The organism is Cetobacterium somerae ATCC BAA-474, from assembly GCF_000479045.1.
Taxonomy (GTDB): Bacteria; Fusobacteriota; Fusobacteriia; order Fusobacteriales; family Fusobacteriaceae; genus Cetobacterium_A; species Cetobacterium_A somerae.
In genome coordinates this window covers 1-16128 of sequence record NZ_KI518078.1, presented here as the reverse complement: position 1 = coordinate 16128, position 16128 = coordinate 1, and the positions used below count along the sequence as shown (strand labels likewise).

Here is a 16128-nt window from a genome sequence, read left to right as displayed (position 1 = left end):
AATAATAGTACTTATAAAAATTATATTAAGAACTTTATTATTAAAAAAACTTTTTAGTATAGAGTTTTTTCCAATACTTTTGCAATTATAAACATTAAATATAACTAAAAATATAAAAAGGTTAAAAATATATGTAGGCGTCATTTCTTTATTGATATGAAAAACCCTTATAAAAAAAATCATAGACAAAACCATAAATGTAGAGTTTGTAAAGATATTAATCCATAAATCAGTGGTTACAATACTTTTGCTTTTATCTCTTGGTAATTCAGTCATGATATATTTTCTAGTTTTTTCAAAACTTAGTGAGATTGCAAGAGGACCATCCATCATAATATTAATCCATAGAATTTGAATAGGCTTTAAAGGTGTACCCCAATCTAAAAGTTCAAACATTAGAATAAGAAATAAGGCAGCAACATTTACTATTTGTTGAAATTGAATAAATTTTTGAAAATTTTCATAAAGACCTCTTCCAGACTCGATAGCTTTAACTATAGTAGCAAAAGAATCATTAAGAAGAATTATATCAGCAGTCTCTTTAGAAACTTCAGTTCCTGTTACTCCCATAGCAATACCTACCTCTGCTCTTTTAAGCGAAGGGGCATCATTTATTCCATCACCAGTAACAGCTACAGACTTTCCCATTTCCATAAGAGTATTAACTATTCTAAGTTTAGTTAAAGGGTTACTTCTTCCAATAACAGAAATATGTTGTAACTTTCCCCTTAGTTCGTAGTCATTCATAGAATCTATATCTTTTGCATCAAGGATAAGTGAATCGGATTTGATTAAACCCAACTCATTAGCTATCGTAGTAGCAGTTAAGGTATTATCGCCTGTAAGAATTTTAACATCAATACCAGCTTTTTGACATGTGGTAATAGCATCAAAAACTTCTTTTCTAATAGGATCTGAAATTGAAGCGAAACCATCATAGATACAATCTTTCATAAGATTATTTTCAAAATCTCTCCACTTTTCTTCTCTTGATAAGGTTTTATGGGCAAAGGCAATAACTCTTCTTCCAATTCTTTGCTCTTCTTGAATTGCTTGGAGTTGATTTTGTTTTTCAAATTCAGAGATTTTACAAACTTCAAATATTTTTTCGGGAGCTCCCTTAATAAAAAATATGTAATTATTTAAAGCTGAGGTTGATATAATACTACCCATGCTTTTTTTTGTAGAGTTAAAAGGGTATTGAAAAAGAAGTTTTTCCTCTTTTATTATAAATTTTTCTTTTAAATTTGAGTAATAATTTAGAAGAGCTATTTCAGTAGGATTTCCTATAAATTTTTTAGTTGAATTTTTATCTTGGGAGAAAGCTGAACTATTATTAAAGAAAATATTTTTTACTAACATATCTTCATTTAAATTTTCAATTTTAATGACACTCATTTTATTTTCAGTCAATGTTCCTGTTTTATCAGAACAAATAACATCAATAGCCCCGATAGATTCACAAACAGCTAATTTTTTGACTAAGGCATTTTCCTTAGAAAGGCGAATTGCTCCTAGGGCTAAAGTTGCGGCAATCATAGTAGGGAGTCCTTCTGGAATAGTAGAAACAATAAGTACAATACAGATAGTTATAGCTTGTGCAATATTTTGTAAATTTAATTGGTTATCAATATAGTAGTTAAATATTTTAAGACAAAAGACAATAATAGCTATTCCAATTCCGGCAATAGCAATTTTTTTACCTAAATTTCCTAATTCTTTTTGCAATGGAGTTAGAATATTATATTCGATTTGTACAGATGTAGATATTTTTCCAATTTCAGTATTGTCTCCAATAGCAGTTACTAGAATTTTAGCATGACCTGAAACTACAAAGGTTCCAGAATAAACCATATTAAGTCTTTCACCAAGAGAATAATTATCTCCTTGTAGAGGTTCTTGAATTTTTCTAGAAGCTTGACTTTCTCCTGTTAATAGAGACTCGTCAATTTCTAAATCATTATTTTCAATTATTCTTCCATCAGCAGGAATTTTATCTCCTGTAGATATAAAAATAATATCTCCTGGAAAAATATCTTCGATAGGGATTTCATAAATTGTACCTTCTCTCATAACCTTAATATTTCTTTTATCTCCAATTTCTTTTAAAGCAAGAAAGGCGTCTTGGGATCTTTTCTCCATAAATACAGTTACTAAAGTTGCTAAAAGAACTGAAAAGGTTATTCCAATAGTTTGTCCCCAGTCTGGAGTTTGATGTTGCTCAATAGACATTATATTTATTATAATTGTCAAAAAAATAGCTATTATTAAAACTTTAACCATAGGTTCTGAAATAGCTACCAAAACCCTTGAAAGAAAAGTTTTTTCAGGAGCCTTGGTCAATAAATTTTTAGCTCCACGATTAATCCAATTTTTAACTTTATAAGATGTTAATCCAGTTTCGCTACTATCAAAAATTTTATAGATTTCTTTTAAATCTTTTTTGTAAAACTTATTATCATTTAAGCTATCCATAAATTTACCTTCCTTTCATAAATACTAATCTTTTTAGTTTTTACAAGTTTTTTTTTAATTTCTTTTTAATTTAAGAAGAAATTTGACAGTTGATATGTAGAATAAATATAATAATAAAAAACTCTTAGAGGTGATAAAGTGAAAAATATTAAGAAAATATATTTAGCTGGTGGATGTTTTTGGGGAGTAGAAGCTTATATGAAAAGAATTAATGGGGTGATTGATGCTAATTCAGGATATGCAAATGGAATAACAGAAAATCCAACATATGAAGACGTTATATATAACGGGACAGGACATGCTGAAACTGTTGAAGTAATATATAATTCTGAGAAAATAAGTTTAGAAACACTTTTAAAATACTATTTTAGAATTATAGATCCAACTAGTTTAAATAAGCAAGGAAATGATAAAGGAACTCAATACAGAACAGGAATTTATTATACAGATTTAGAAGATAAGGAGATTATCGAGAAAGAGATTACATTACTTCAAAAAAATTATCCTAAAAAAATTATGGTAGAAGTAACGCCTTTAATTAGATTTGATTTAGCAGAAGATTACCATCAAGATTATTTAAAGAAAAATCCGAATGGTTATTGTCATATAGATTTATCAAAAGCCGATAATATAATAATTGATGAAAATAAATATACTAAATTATCAGATAATGAATTAAAATCTAAATTAACAGAAAAACAATATAAAGTAACACAATTAGCAGATACAGAAAGAGCTTTTAATAATGAATATTGGGATTTTTTTGAGTCAGGAATTTATGTTGATGTTACAACGGGAGAACCACTTTTTTCATCTAAAGATAAATTTAATTCTCAATGTGGATGGCCAAGTTTTTCAAAACCAATTGCACCAGAGGTAGTGAATTATCATAGAGATAGTAGCTTCAATATGGAAAGAGTTGAGGTAGTGAGTAGAGTTGGAAAAGCTCATTTAGGACATGTATTTGACGACGGACCAAGAGAATTCGGAGGTTTAAGATATTGCATAAATAGTGCTGCTATCGAATTTATTCCATTGAAAAATATGGAAGAAAAAGGATATGGTTATTTAAAAAGTATTATAGAAAAAAAATAAAGTTATAATAAAATAAATGAAGTTATAATAAAATAAATCCATCATTTTTAAAATTAAAAAATTACTAAAATGATGGATTTTATTATATAAAAATATTTTTAAAAAATTTACTCAGCTCTTAAAGCATCAATTGGATTAAGCTGTGAAGCTTTTTTTGCAGGAGTTACTCCAAATATAACTCCAATGAAAGTTGAAACTCCTAAGGCTAAAGTTATTGAAAATACAGAAAATACGGGAGGTATATTAACAAAGTAACCAATAACTAAGGCTAAAGTAATACCAATTAAAACTCCAACAATTCCACCAATTCCAGTTAAAATAACAGATTCCATTAAAAATTGAATAAGTATATCTTTATTTGTTGCACCGATAGCTTTTCTAATTCCAATTTCTTTAGTTCTTTCAATAACACTTACAAGCATTATGTTCATAACTCCAATTCCACCAACAAATAGCGAAATGCCAGCAACAAAAGTAATAAAAAGGTTAAGAGTACTTAAAATATTATCAAAAGATGCAGCAGCATTACTCATAGTTTCAACTTGATAAAGGCCTTTAACTCCAGTTATGTCCTCTAAAATTATATTAGCATTTTTCATATCAGCAGCTAAATTTTCAGGATTTTTAGATTCAACAATAATAGAATTATATCCACCTTTTGAAAGATTATAAACTTTATCATAGGTATTTAAAGGAGTCCTCATAAATCTAGGAATTCTTCTTCCACCCATAACTGTAATAAGTTCTTCAAGAGGGTTTTTAAAAACTCCCACAATTTTATATGTAATGGGGCTATTTTTCCTTCCAACTGCAAAAGACATCTCTTTTCCAATAGCTTTATCAGCACTTCCAAAAAGATCCTTGGCTGTTAAATTATCAATAACTAGAATCTTTTCTCCCTTTTCATATTCAAAAGGTAAAAATTTTCTTCCAAAAATATATTCAGCTTTATCAATTTTTTCGTAGTCAGGTGTAGTAGCAATAAGTTGAATTATTTCCCTTCTTTTTCCAAGCTCTAAAAATACACGAGTACTTATATTAGCACTAACATTTTTAAAAATATTTGTTTCTTTTAGAGAATCTACAATTTCAGGTTCTAAAAGATATTTCCATCTAAATTCTTCATCGTCTTTATCAATAGATATGGTAAATTTTCCATATCCACCTTCCTTTAAATCACCAGTTATATTTTGCTGTCCACCTTTTCCTATAGCAGACATTGTTATAACAGATGAAATACCAATGATAATACCTAACATTGTTAAAAATGATCTAATCTTATTTCCTTTCAAATTTTGGATGGCACCTTTTAAACTTTCTAAGAAATTCATAAGTTTCTCACATCCTCTATTATCTCTCCATCTTTAAATCGAATAACTCTTTTGCAAGATTTTCCTACTTCAGGTTCATGAGTTACTATTATAATGGTTTTTCCTTGGTTATTTAATTCTTTGAAAAGTTCCATAATCTCTTTTTCAGAAGTGCTATCAAGATTTCCAGTGGGCTCATCAGCTAAAATTATAGCAGGTTCATTAACAAGGGCTCTAGCTATAGCAACTCTTTGTCTTTGTCCGCCAGAAAGTTCATTTGGTTTATGATTTAATCTATCACTAAGACCAACTTTTTCTAGAACTTCCTTAGCTTTATCAGCTCTTTCTTTATGATGAACTGCTGCATAAACTAAAGGAAGCTCAACATTTTCTAAAGCTGATAGTTTTGATAATAGATTAAAGGATTGAAAAACAAAACCTATTTTTTGATTTCTAATTTTTGAGAGTTCTTCATCCTTAAGTTTTGAAATATCAATTTTATCGAGAATATAGGTTCCATCAAAAGTATGGTCTAAACAACCTAAAATATTCATCATAGTTGATTTACCACTTCCACTACTTCCCATAATTGCAACGAACTCACCTTTTTCTATTGAAAAATTAATATTTTTTAAAGCATGAAGTTTCATTTCACCATTTATATAATATTTGTTTAAATTTTTAATTTCTATCATTGTACTTTCTTCCCCTTTTTTTGAGAAGAGTTATTAGAATTTTCAGATATAGTAATCTCAATGGTATCTCCAGATTTTAAATTATCATTGGGATTTGTTATGAAAATTTCACCTTGAGAAAGACCTTTTGTTATAATAACTTTATCTCCTTTGAGATCTTTAAATTCAATAATTCTTTTTTGAATATTTCCATTTTCATCACTAATATAAATAAAATAGTTAGTGCCATCAAAAAGTAAGGATGTAGATGGAATAATGATTCCTGGTTCTTCATCACCTAAATATATTCTTGCAGAAACTTTAAATCCAGGTACTATATGAGGAATTTCTTCGGTTGGTTTAACTTCAACTTGAAGAACATTTTCAGAGGTATTTTTAGAAACCTGTGATACTCTAGAAATTTTTGTTATTATTCCAGGATAAGATATCTTTTTTTCAAAAACTTCAGGTTTTATAGTTAGTTTTTGATTAAGTTTGATATCTTTAACTTCATATTCAGGAACTTCTAAAACAATTTTTATATCGGATAAATCTGTGAGTTCTAAAAGAGGATCATCAGTATTAACTGAATAATTTTCTTGAGCATATAAAGTGGTAATTGTACCACTAACAGGGCTTTCAATTTTTTCTGCTGTTTTTTCTAAATCTTCTTTATAATAATCTATATTAATCTCTGAAGTTCGAATCTCTTCACTTAGATCTTTAACTGAGTTCGCTGAACTTCCTCCAATTTTATGTAATTCTTTTTCAACAGCATAATTTCTTTTTAGTTTAGAAAGATTTAATTGTTCTTTTTCAAGATTTCTTTTTATATTATTTCTTTCTGTTTCGTCAAAAGTCATTAAAATTTGACCTTTTTCTACAAAATCACCCTCTTGAACGAAAACTTTTTTTACTTTTAATTTTTTATCTACGAAGATTTTTTTTGTATCGTTGGCTTCAACACTACCATCGACATCTATAAATCCACTTCCTTTATCTAATTTTGATTTTTCAGCAATATATGTTGTTTTTGATTGAGTATTTTTACTTTTTTGTCCACAAGCTCCTAAAATAAATAGTGTTGCTAGAATTGTTAGTATTGAAAATTTCTTTTTCATTAAATTTCGCTCCTTACTATAATCTGATAGATATATGAATTTAGAGAGTTTTTAGCCTTTTCTTTTGATACCTCAAGCTCTAGATAGTTATCAAAAGCTTCCATAACTTCTGTATAACTAACTTTTCCAAGAGTATTCTCTAATTTTTTTATTTCATATTTAGATTTTTCTAAATCTACTCTGTTTTCTAAAACTAGGTAATCTTTTTGTAAAGTATAATAATTATCTTGAATTTTATATCTTTCAGCAATCACTTCATTTGCTCTTTGATTATAAGTTACCTCTTTTTCCATAAGAGAACTTTCTTCATTAGAAAGGTCAATATCCTTATAGAAAATATCTTTTGAGAATTTTAAGAATACTCTATTTTCATCATTTAAAGTATTCCTTTCAACTCCTACTGATATCTCCGGAACTTTATTATCATACTTTAAATATTTAATATTTTCTTTTGTAATTTCTTTTTCAAGATTTAGTTTTTTCAAATCTTTTTCTCCAACTAAAGATATATATTTCTCTAAATTATTTTTATTTGGAGCAATATCCGCTAGTTTAGCTTCTTGAAGTTTTAAACCGTAATCATAATAAAATCTTTCAATAATTTTTTCTAAGATATGTTCAATTTTATCAATCTCTAGTTTAATACTATTATAACTTACTAAAAGACTATCTAAATCAATTTTAGGTATTGATCCCATCTGGTAAGATTTTTCTAGAACTTTTTTTTCTTTTTCCAAAGTTTGTAAAGCATTTTGTTTAAGTTTAAGTTCAAATTGATTATCTTTATAATCTTTGTATAAATTTATTAGAGATAATTTTTGACTTTCAATTCCTTGCTTTAAATCAATTTTAGTAATATCCCTTGTTACTTTTAATTTACTTAACTCATTATCATCTTTAGAAAAAACTAAATCTTTTAAGCTTCTTTTAGCTCCGTAGGTAACTTTATTTTCATCATTTTTAACTTTTTCACCTTGAACATAAAAATCCCCATAACTAACGCTGCTTTCAAAAGTATATCTATTTTCTTTATCTTTGTACTCAGTTCCGCCGTCAACTTTAACACCATTATATCTACCTGTTTTATAATAATCTTCTTTAAAGTTATTTTGATTATTTTTTATGTTATATATTTGATTTTCATAAGAGGTTTTATTGATTTCATTTAATAATTTGTCTAAACTAACCTCTTGAGAATAAATGAGTTTACTCAGAAGTAGAGTTATCAATATATATTTTTTCATTTTGATCTCCTTTTAATAAAATTTTAAAAATCACAACTTTTTCATTAACTTCATAATAAAAGTTATATTCTAAATTAAGATTTTTAAGAATTTCTGAAACAACAGAAAGCCCTAATCCAGTGCCACCATATTTTCTGACTTTTTTATCATTTTTCTTAGAAAAAGGTTTGAAATATTCCTCTAAATTATCATCTTTTAAAATTTCACTGCTATTTTTAATAATAATTTCATTTTTATTTAGTATTATTTCAATATTTTTTTCTGTATTAACATATGCAAGTGCATTAATAATAAGATTATTAAGACAACGATCTAAAAGTTTTTTATCACTATATACTTCAACTTTTTCTAAAGAAGTTTTTAAATTTATATTATTTAATTTAAAATCTATGGCGTATCTTTTTAAAATATTTTTAATAGTTTCTTTTAAATCTATATATTCTTTTTTTATTGGAATATATCCAGATTCCATTTTGCAATAAAAAAGTAACTCTTGAATTAAAGCATTCATATTAGAGGCTTCTAGATTAATGTTTTTACAAATATCTGGTATTTCTTCTAACTCAATAATACCATCTAAAATCGCTTCACTATATCCATCAATTATAGCTACAGGAGTTTTTAATTCGTGTGTAACATTAGAGATAAAATTTTTTCTAAAAGCTTCAGATTTTTTTTGTTTTTCTAATTCGTTTTTTAATTGAGCATTAAGCTCTAAAAGTTCAGATTCAATAGGTTTTCCCATTTTTATTGAAAACTTATAAGCAATATATAAATTTATTGGAATACTTAAAAGAATGATGTAAATAAAAAATTTTAAAGTTGATTTTATAACGTCAGTAATAGGAGCAATAGACGTAGTTACAATTAACATTTTATCGTCATTTAATTTTTTAGCTAAAACAATTCGTTTTATATTATCTCTTCCCATTTGAATATTTAAAACTTCTTTTCCATTTTTAACTTCATCCCATAATTCGTTTTCAACAATTTTCATAGGGTGTGGTTTTATATTTCTCTTATCATTAATATTTTTTTCTTTATAAATAGAAACTTCTTTTATAAAAATAGCATTGAGTTGTGCTTCTTCTTTAAAATCCTCATAGTTTTCACTTTTATATTCTTTTGCTAGAGAGATAATTTCTTTCTTTTTTAAACCAATTTGATAATCTTCTAAAAAGAGATAGTTAATAAGAACATATAAAGCTATAAATCCATAAGTTAAGCAATTTAAAAATAGAAAAATTTTATATGATATCCTTTTCATTTTCTACCTCCTGAAATTTATAGCCAACTCCTCTAACAGTTTTGATATATCCTTCACCAATTTTTTTTCTTAATATTTTTATTTGTGTATCAACAACTCTTTCATCAACTTCAAAGTCCAAAGGCCAAATATTATTTAAAATTTTTTCTCTAGTCAATACTAAGTCTTTATTTAAAATAAAGTACATTAAAAGAGCAAAACCCTTATTTCCTAAATTTAATTCTTCTCCATTTTTTAGAACTTTATAATTTTCTCTATCAATTTCTAAATCTCCAATTTTTTCTAGAGAGGATATTCTTTTTCTTTTTATCAATGAATTAATTCTAGCCACTAAAACTTTAGGTTTAAATGGTTTTCCGATATAATCTTCTACACCAAGTTCTAATCCTTTGATTTCATCATCTTCATCACCAAGAGCAGTGAGCATTATAATAGGAGTATCAGATATTTTTTTGATTTCCTTGCATACCTCCCATCCTTGAATTCCAGGCAACATAACATCAAGTAAAATAAGAGCAAAGTTATTTTCATAGAATTTTTTTATTCCAATTTCACCACTACTTGCTTCAATAACTTCATAGCCTTCTTTTTCAAGATATCTTTTTAAGATATCTCTTAAAAAATCTTCATCTTCTATAATTAAAATTTTTTCCATAAAATCTCCTATAACTAAATTAAAATATTAATATATTTTATCTCAATTTATAAATATAATCTATTTTATTTTTTTTATGTGTATTTTGTGTGTAATAAAAAATAGTCCACTAAAATAAGTGGACTATCGATATAATTTTAAGATGACCCTTTAGTTAAGCCTGAAATAAGATAATTTCTAAATATAAAAGAAAAAATCATTGGAGGAATTATGGTAAGAATTCCTGCTGTGGCTATTTGGCTATAAAGTATAAGATCTTTTGAAGAGAATTCTGCAATTAAAACTGTTAAAGGTTTAATCTCTCTAGAGGCTGCTAAAACTAATGGTAATTGATATTGACTCCATGATTTTAAAAATATAATTAACATACTAGTTATTATTATAGGGTATACATTAGGAATAAGAATATGTGTGATGACTTCAAACTTAGTGCATCCATCTATAAGGGCCATCTCTTCAATTTCTATAGGAAACTCTTTAAAATAATTCATAGTTATCCATGTAACTAATGGTAGAAAAGATGAGATATAAACTATCGCTAACCAAAAGAGATTATTTAAGAGGTTATATTCAGAAAAAATTGTATATAATGGTATAATCGTTGTAAATAATGGAATGATTAATGTAGAAAATAAAAGGCCCATAAATATAGAAATAACTTTATTTTTAAATCTTGCTAAAGCATATCCAGTTACAATAGCTAATGGAGTACCTAAAACCACAGTTATAAAGCTTGTTAAAAGAGAGCTTTTCATAGCTAAAAGAAAGCTATTGCCTTCTTTTGTAGAGATATCTAGAAGTTTTTTATAATTAAAAAAACTAACAGAAGTTGGAAAAAAACTATTTCTATTATTAAAAACATCTTTTTCATGACCAACACTAATAATAAAACACCAAAATATAGGACCTAATATTAAAAAAAGAAATATAATAACACCTATACAATAAATAATTGTTTCTTTTTTTATTTTCATATTATTTCCACCTCTTATTAATAAAAATTATATAAATAATACCTAAAACACCACATAATATTGTTATTGTATAAGAAATAGCACTTCCATATCCAATATTAAAAAAAGAAAAAGTTTGATTATAGTTATATACCATAAAAGGTTCTCCTAATTTACGAAAACCGACAAGAGATATTGCTTCATCAAAAACATTAATTCCTATTAATATTAAATTTGTTATAACTATAAGAAATGTAGGAAATAGTATTGGAAGCATTATGTTTTTTATTTTTTGAAAAGACGATGCTCCATCAATTTCAGCAGCTTCAAATATCTCTTCAGGTATGGCTTTAATATTAGCAAGAAGAAGAATACAACAAAATGGAATTGCTCTCCAAGCAACAATAATTCCAAATATAATAAGTGAACCATATCTAGAATTTAACCACAATATTGGGGTATCAACGAAATTAAAATAATAAAAAAATTTATTTATAAAACCAAATTCTGGATAAAATATAAATTTCCAAATAAGTCCATTGACAACAGGAGGAAGAGCCCAAGGTATTATGGCTATTGCAGTTAATAGGCTAGTAAATTTATTCTGTTTATCAAGTATTAAAGCGACAAGAAAACTAAAAATTATCCCTAAACTTAGTATAACTATAATAATAATTGAAGTATTAATAAAAGCAGAGTAAAATTCAGTACCTTTAAAAATATCTATATAGTTTTGAAGCCCTATAAACTTTCGATCATAGGGCTTTGTAAGCTTGTAGTATTCTAAACTATAAAACAAAGTCAGAATAATAGGGTATAAAACTGTAGAAATTATAATAAAAAAAGATGGTAAAATTAAATAATAAGGAAACATTTTATTTTGTTTAATTTTTATTACCATTATTTCTTTAAAAGATCCTTAATTTTAGAGTCAATTTCTTCTACAGCTACTTCAGGAGTAATATTTCCACTTGCCATTTTGTTAACAGCATTATAAATTGCATTGCTCATTTCAGCATAATAAGCTGGAACTCCATTTGGAAAAGGAGATTTAACTAATAGAGAAACTTCTTTCATTGCACCAGGATTTTTAATCTCTCCAGCATCGATAACTTCATTTAAAACAGAGGTTCTTGTAGGTATTGCACTAATCTCTTTAAAGAAAGCTCTCTGAGTTTTCTTTGATGTATACCATTCTACAAATTTTTTAGCAGCCTCTTTATTTTCAGAAAGAGATGATACTCCTACAGCTTCCGTAAGAGCCATAGTTTGAGTAGTTTTTCCATTTTCTCCAGGAGGAAGAATAACATCTATTTCTCCAATAACTTTAGATTGATTAGGGTCTGTAGCTCTTGCAATAAACGAAGTTGGTCCAACCATAAATGCAGCATCTTTAGAAAGTAATTCTCTATATGTATCAATAGCACTCATTGTTAAATTAGCAGGATTAATAAGTTCTTTTTTAACCATATTATTTATAAAATTTAATGTTTTAAGGGCATTTTCTTTATTGATAGTATTATCATCATTAAAAACTTTTCCATCTCTTAGATAAGTTAACCAAATAAAAGATGTAGTTGTTCCTTCATTAGCATTTAAAGGGAATGTATATGGATATTTAAGAATATTGTTTTCTTTTAGAGTTTCCATATTTTTAGTAACATCATCCCAAGTTTGAGGTTCTTCTAAATTAGCACTTTTATATAAATCTTTATTATAGTAAGCTATACGAAAGTCATTTGCATAAGGAACAGCGAGTGTTTTTCCATTAACAATAAATGTTGATAAACTAGGGATATCATTCATATCTTCCTGTGTAAGATTTAGAGGTTCTAACCAATTAGCACTATCAAACTCACCAACCCAAGACCAATCAACTTCAAAAACATCTGCTGCAGCTTTTTTTCCATTAGCAGCAATAGCTATTTTATTTCTAATATCATCCCATGAAACAGTTTCGATGTTTACCTTAATTCCAGATTCATTTTGAAATTCATCTAACATAGCTTGAGATGGAACACCCCAGTCAGGAATCATAAAGCTAATTTCAGTAGTTTTTTCTTTTTCTAAAGCTTTTTCAGAAGATTCTTTAGAACATCCTGTAAAAAATGAAATACCTGCTAAAGCAAGAAGTGTCGTAGTTAAAATTTTTCTTTTCATAGTTTAATCTCCTAATAATTATTGTATTTTCATTAAAATTAAAAATTAAAGCATTTCAACAAAAGCTTCTAATCTTGTTCTAATTTGTCCTTTATCAGATGTTGAATAATCTGTTTCAATTGATATAAAAGGTACCCCAAGGTTATTGACATGTCTTTTTATATTTCTGGTTTCAATAGCATAAGTATGACAAGATTGTAAAATTATCTCTACAACACCATCAACTTTATATTCTTTAATAAGATTTGAAAGCATATCTTCTCTTCCTTTGTTTGGACTCATTACAGAGCAAGGTATAGAAAGATATTTATCAGCAATAGCTTTTATAGGTTCCTCATTTTCATCAACTAACTTTTCAGTATTTTTTGTTCCACCACAGTTTTCATATACAACTACAACAGCACCAACTTCTTCTAATTGTTTTATAATTTTATCTGCAACTCCTCCAAGGGGACAACCAGTTATTAAAATTCTAGGAGCAGTTTTTGATATTTTACATTCATTATTTGCATGCAACTCTTTAAGACTTGCTGTAATTTCATTAAGTTTTGCAATTTGTTCTTCTTTATCAAAAATATATAGAACACCATTTAAAATTGTAAACATATCATATCCTGATATAGGAGGAGGAATAAGTTTACCTAATGAATAAAAATTTGAAAGACTAATTCTTTCTCTATTACATAAATTTATACTTTCACGTAGTTTTTCCTCTGTTACAGAAGTAGAGAATTTCGTTTCAAGTTTTTCTTTAAATTTTATAACTTCATGTTTCCACATATTTTTTGCATATTCAGAATCTTGTGAGTGAGGTAGTTGCATTACATAGGTATCTTTTATTTCTCCAAGTAATTCATACATTTTCTTTTTTCCATCACATGTAGTTTCACCTACAACTAAATCTGAAAAATACATATAGGGACACTTATCTGAGATAGCATATCCGTAACTTGATTTTATTAGTGGACAAAGATTTTTTGGTAAATGAATTTCAGCAGCTGGAATTGTATCATTACTTACACCACAAAGAGTAACTGGAGTTCCACCAGCAGCATAAATAATCTCTTTAGGTGTATATGTACAAAATGTCCCAACTATATGAGCTCCTTGATCTTTTAATTCTTTTACCTTTAGAAAGCCATTTCTTCTAGCTTCAGCAAATTCTTCAAAAACTTCGTTTAAATCTACTTTCATTTCATCTCCTTAAAATATTAATAATTGAATTTTACGTACTAAATAATTATATACCAAAAATGAGCATAGTGCTAACTAATTTTAAACATTATAAATTTATTTTATAAAATAATACATAAAAGTATGATAAAATATATTTGATAAAAAAAATTATATGAGTGTGGAGTTGAAAACAAAATGGATATAAGAATTGGAATTGATATAGGTTCTACAGCTACAAAAGTTGCGATATTTCATAATGATATACTGGAAAGATTTTTTTCTGTTCCTAGTGGATGGAGTAGCGTAGAAACTTCTGAGAAAATAAAAAAAGATTTAGAAAACGAAGGATATAATTTTGAAGAGTGTAAAGTTACAGCAACTGGATATGGAAGAATTTCAGTTCCATATGCTAATAAAACTGTTACTGAAATCACATGTCATAGTAAAGGTGTTCAATATATAACTAAAAAAACTAATTTTACAATTATAGATATAGGAGGACAAGATACCAAAGTTATAGAAGTTTCTGGTGGTAATGTAGAAAATTTTATTATGAATGATAAGTGCTCTGCTGGAACAGGGCGTTTTATTGAGGTTATGGCAAATATTTTAGGTGTAAAATTAGATAAGTTATATGAGTTAGCAACACTTGGAGAAAAAGTTGAGATATCTTCAATGTGTACAGTTTTTGCTGAAAGTGAAATAATTAGCTTAATGGGAAGGGGAGCTGCTAAAGAGGATATAGCTTGTGGTATTATAGATTCAGTAGTGAATAAAGTTGTTGGTCTTGCAAGTAGAAGTAAATTAACAGAAGAGTACTTTCTCTCTGGTGGATTATGTGCTAGTCCATACTTTATAGAGGAACTTTCTAAAAAGTTAGGGAAAAAAGTAAATACACATGATTTAGCTCGTTATGCAGGAGCTATCGGAGCAGCGTTGATGCAAAAAATATAAAACTATACTTTTTTACAAATATGCGATATAATGATATGAAGTAGTATTTTTTGTCAAAGTGTATATTTTAAAAATATAAAGTCTTTAAATGATTTATCATACAGCCTTGTACCTAGAACAAGGCTGTTTTATTTTTATTTAGTTATTTTATAAAATTTAAATCGGAGGTTTTATGAATTACGTAAAGAAGCAAGAGCTAAAAAGACAGTATAAAGTTGAAATTTTTAAAGGGATACAGGTTATAAATAATGAAAACTATGACTTTATAGATTCAAGACAATTTTTCCCTACACCGGAAGATGCGTTTAAGTATATTGAAAAGTTAAAGTTAAAATTAGAAAATGATTGGGTTATTAGATACTTTAAAAGAAGTGAAGAGGATTGGGAGTTATTAGAGATTATTAACTAATAGATATTTTTCTTGAAATTATATTTGATTAATGTTATTCTAAAAATAAAATTTCAAGAAGGATGTAATTATGATTAAGAAAAAATCTGATTTAAAAGTTAATGAAATTGACGGTTTAAAAGGTGGGATTGGCAAATTAAAAATGATTGAGATTTTAACTGCGTCTGAGCTAAAAGATGAGGGAAAGCTCTTTAGTAGGGTAATTTTAGAGAAAGGTTCATCAATAGGTTTTCATAAGCATGAGAATGACTTTGAAGTTTACTATATTTTAAATGGAAAGGGAGAGGTTCAAGAAGCTGAGGGAACTTATGAAGTTGGTGAAGGTGATGTAGTTTATACATCTCATGGAGAAGAACATTCTCTTACTAATATTGGAGAAAATGAACTAGAAATGATAGCAGTTGTAATCAATCATAGGGTTTAATATAAAAGATAGAATTTTAAAAATTCTATCTTTTTTTTATAAAAAAAATTAAATAACACTAATGTTAAGGTAGTATATAAAAAATATGAATTATTTAAAAAGGAAATACGTTCTTTATTTTGAATAAAAAAACAATTTTGGATTGATTATTTTAATTGCTTATAATTATTTTATAATCAAAATAAGGAGGAGTTTAATATGACAGCACCAT

At 26.8% G+C, this 16128-nt stretch carries 15 protein-coding genes; 4 read left to right on the top strand and 11 right to left on the bottom strand.

All coding sequences use genetic code 11. The annotated features are described in order from the left end of the window. On the bottom strand, positions 1-2475 hold a 2475-nt coding region (locus HMPREF0202_RS02110; RefSeq protein WP_023049878.1), incomplete at its 3' end, for a calcium-translocating P-type ATPase, PMCA-type. A gap of 138 nt (positions 2476-2613) precedes the next feature. Between HMPREF0202_RS02110 and msrAB the strand changes: the two genes are divergently transcribed. Further along, the gene (gene msrAB / locus HMPREF0202_RS02105; protein WP_023049877.1) at positions 2614-3570 is read left to right on the top strand and encodes a bifunctional peptide-methionine (S)-S-oxide reductase MsrA/peptide-methionine (R)-S-oxide reductase MsrB; all 957 of its coding nucleotides are present in this window, start codon (positions 2614-2616) and stop codon (positions 3568-3570) included. 107 nt (positions 3571-3677) lie between these two features. On the opposite strand, the gene HMPREF0202_RS02100 is transcribed toward msrAB, so the two are convergent. From HMPREF0202_RS02100 to HMPREF0202_RS02055, 10 genes are all read right to left on the bottom strand, one after another. Next, positions 3678-4901 (bottom strand): ABC transporter permease, encoded by a 1224-nt coding sequence (locus HMPREF0202_RS02100; RefSeq protein ID WP_023049876.1) that lies wholly within the window; start codon positions 4899-4901, stop codon positions 3678-3680. After that, positions 4898-5575, bottom strand: a complete 678-nt coding sequence (locus HMPREF0202_RS02095; RefSeq protein ID WP_023049875.1) for an ABC transporter ATP-binding protein — start codon at positions 5573-5575, stop codon at positions 4898-4900. The genes HMPREF0202_RS02100 and HMPREF0202_RS02095 overlap by 4 nt, the downstream gene beginning before the upstream one ends. Then, positions 5572-6675 carry an efflux RND transporter periplasmic adaptor subunit gene (locus HMPREF0202_RS02090; protein ID WP_023049874.1) on the bottom strand — a complete coding sequence of 368 codons (1104 nt, stop codon included), beginning with the start codon at positions 6673-6675 and terminating at the stop codon, positions 5572-5574. The genes HMPREF0202_RS02095 and HMPREF0202_RS02090 overlap by 4 nt, the downstream gene beginning before the upstream one ends. Beyond that, on the bottom strand, positions 6675-7919 hold the full coding sequence (locus tag HMPREF0202_RS02085) for a TolC family protein (RefSeq protein ID WP_023049873.1): 1245 nt from the start codon (positions 7917-7919) through the stop codon (positions 6675-6677). Before HMPREF0202_RS02085 ends, HMPREF0202_RS02090 begins: the two co-directional genes overlap by 1 nt. Next, entirely contained in the window at positions 7882-9186 is a 1305-nt protein-coding gene (locus HMPREF0202_RS02080; protein WP_023049872.1) for a sensor histidine kinase, read from the bottom strand. The genes HMPREF0202_RS02085 and HMPREF0202_RS02080 overlap by 38 nt, the downstream gene beginning before the upstream one ends. Beyond that, positions 9167-9841 carry a response regulator transcription factor gene (locus tag HMPREF0202_RS02075; RefSeq protein ID WP_023049871.1) on the bottom strand — a complete coding sequence of 225 codons (675 nt, stop codon included), beginning with the start codon at positions 9839-9841 and terminating at the stop codon, positions 9167-9169. The genes HMPREF0202_RS02080 and HMPREF0202_RS02075 overlap by 20 nt, the downstream gene beginning before the upstream one ends. A 137-nt stretch (positions 9842-9978) precedes the next feature. Next, a complete protein-coding gene (locus HMPREF0202_RS02070) occupies positions 9979-10815 on the bottom strand; it encodes a carbohydrate ABC transporter permease (RefSeq protein ID WP_023049870.1) in 837 nt (278 codons plus the stop codon). A gap of 1 nt (position 10816) precedes the next feature. Beyond that, a complete protein-coding gene (locus tag HMPREF0202_RS02065) occupies positions 10817-11593 on the bottom strand; it encodes a carbohydrate ABC transporter permease (RefSeq protein WP_245576440.1) in 777 nt (258 codons plus the stop codon). Between the two features lie 101 nt (positions 11594-11694). Further along, positions 11695-12954, bottom strand: coding sequence for a sugar ABC transporter substrate-binding protein (locus HMPREF0202_RS02060; protein ID WP_023049868.1), 1260 nt, complete (start codon positions 12952-12954; stop codon positions 11695-11697). Positions 12955-12999: 45 nt separating this feature from the next. Next, on the bottom strand, positions 13000-14148 hold the full coding sequence (locus HMPREF0202_RS02055) for a double-cubane-cluster-containing anaerobic reductase (protein WP_023049867.1): 1149 nt from the start codon (positions 14146-14148) through the stop codon (positions 13000-13002). A 177-nt stretch (positions 14149-14325) separates the two neighbouring features. Between HMPREF0202_RS02055 and HMPREF0202_RS02050 the strand changes: the two genes are divergently transcribed. The 3 genes from HMPREF0202_RS02050 to HMPREF0202_RS02040 all read left to right on the top strand — a co-directional run bounded on the left by HMPREF0202_RS02050 (position 14326) and on the right by HMPREF0202_RS02040 (position 15917). Then, on the top strand, positions 14326-15084 hold the full coding sequence (locus HMPREF0202_RS02050) for an acyl-CoA dehydratase activase (RefSeq protein WP_023049866.1): 759 nt from the start codon (positions 14326-14328) through the stop codon (positions 15082-15084). A 172-nt stretch (positions 15085-15256) separates the two neighbouring features. Beyond that, on the top strand, positions 15257-15493 hold the full coding sequence (locus HMPREF0202_RS02045) for a hypothetical protein (protein WP_023049865.1): 237 nt from the start codon (positions 15257-15259) through the stop codon (positions 15491-15493). A gap of 70 nt (positions 15494-15563) precedes the next feature. Continuing rightward, positions 15564-15917: a cupin domain-containing protein gene (locus HMPREF0202_RS02040; RefSeq protein ID WP_023049864.1), complete on the top strand. Its 354-nt coding sequence runs from the start codon at positions 15564-15566 to the stop codon at positions 15915-15917. Positions 15918-16128: the final 211 nt, after the last annotated feature.

Bases quoted from the DNA above. Each gene is read 5' to 3' on its own strand.
- HMPREF0202_RS02100 (WP_023049876.1), bottom strand. From the start codon at position 4,901: ATGAATTTCTTAGAAAGTTTAAAAGGTGCCATCCAAAATTTGAAAGGA.
- HMPREF0202_RS02095 (WP_023049875.1), bottom strand. From the start codon at position 5,575: ATGATAGAAATTAAAAATTTAAACAAATATTATATAAATGGTGAAATG.
- HMPREF0202_RS02090 (WP_023049874.1), bottom strand. From the start codon at position 6,675: ATGAAAAAGAAATTTTCAATACTAACAATTCTAGCAACACTATTTATT.
- HMPREF0202_RS02085 (WP_023049873.1), bottom strand. From the start codon at position 7,919: ATGAAAAAATATATATTGATAACTCTACTTCTGAGTAAACTCATTTAT.
- HMPREF0202_RS02080 (WP_023049872.1), bottom strand. From the start codon at position 9,186: ATGAAAAGGATATCATATAAAATTTTTCTATTTTTAAATTGCTTAACT.
- HMPREF0202_RS02075 (WP_023049871.1), bottom strand. From the start codon at position 9,841: ATGGAAAAAATTTTAATTATAGAAGATGAAGATTTTTTAAGAGATATC.
- HMPREF0202_RS02070 (WP_023049870.1), bottom strand. From the start codon at position 10,815: ATGAAAATAAAAAAAGAAACAATTATTTATTGTATAGGTGTTATTATA.
- HMPREF0202_RS02060 (WP_023049868.1), bottom strand. From the start codon at position 12,954: ATGAAAAGAAAAATTTTAACTACGACACTTCTTGCTTTAGCAGGTATT.
- HMPREF0202_RS02055 (WP_023049867.1), bottom strand. From the start codon at position 14,148: ATGAAAGTAGATTTAAACGAAGTTTTTGAAGAATTTGCTGAAGCTAGA.
- HMPREF0202_RS02050 (WP_023049866.1), top strand. From the start codon at position 14,326: ATGGATATAAGAATTGGAATTGATATAGGTTCTACAGCTACAAAAGTT.
- HMPREF0202_RS02045 (WP_023049865.1), top strand. From the start codon at position 15,257: ATGAATTACGTAAAGAAGCAAGAGCTAAAAAGACAGTATAAAGTTGAA.
- HMPREF0202_RS02040 (WP_023049864.1), top strand. From the start codon at position 15,564: ATGATTAAGAAAAAATCTGATTTAAAAGTTAATGAAATTGACGGTTTA.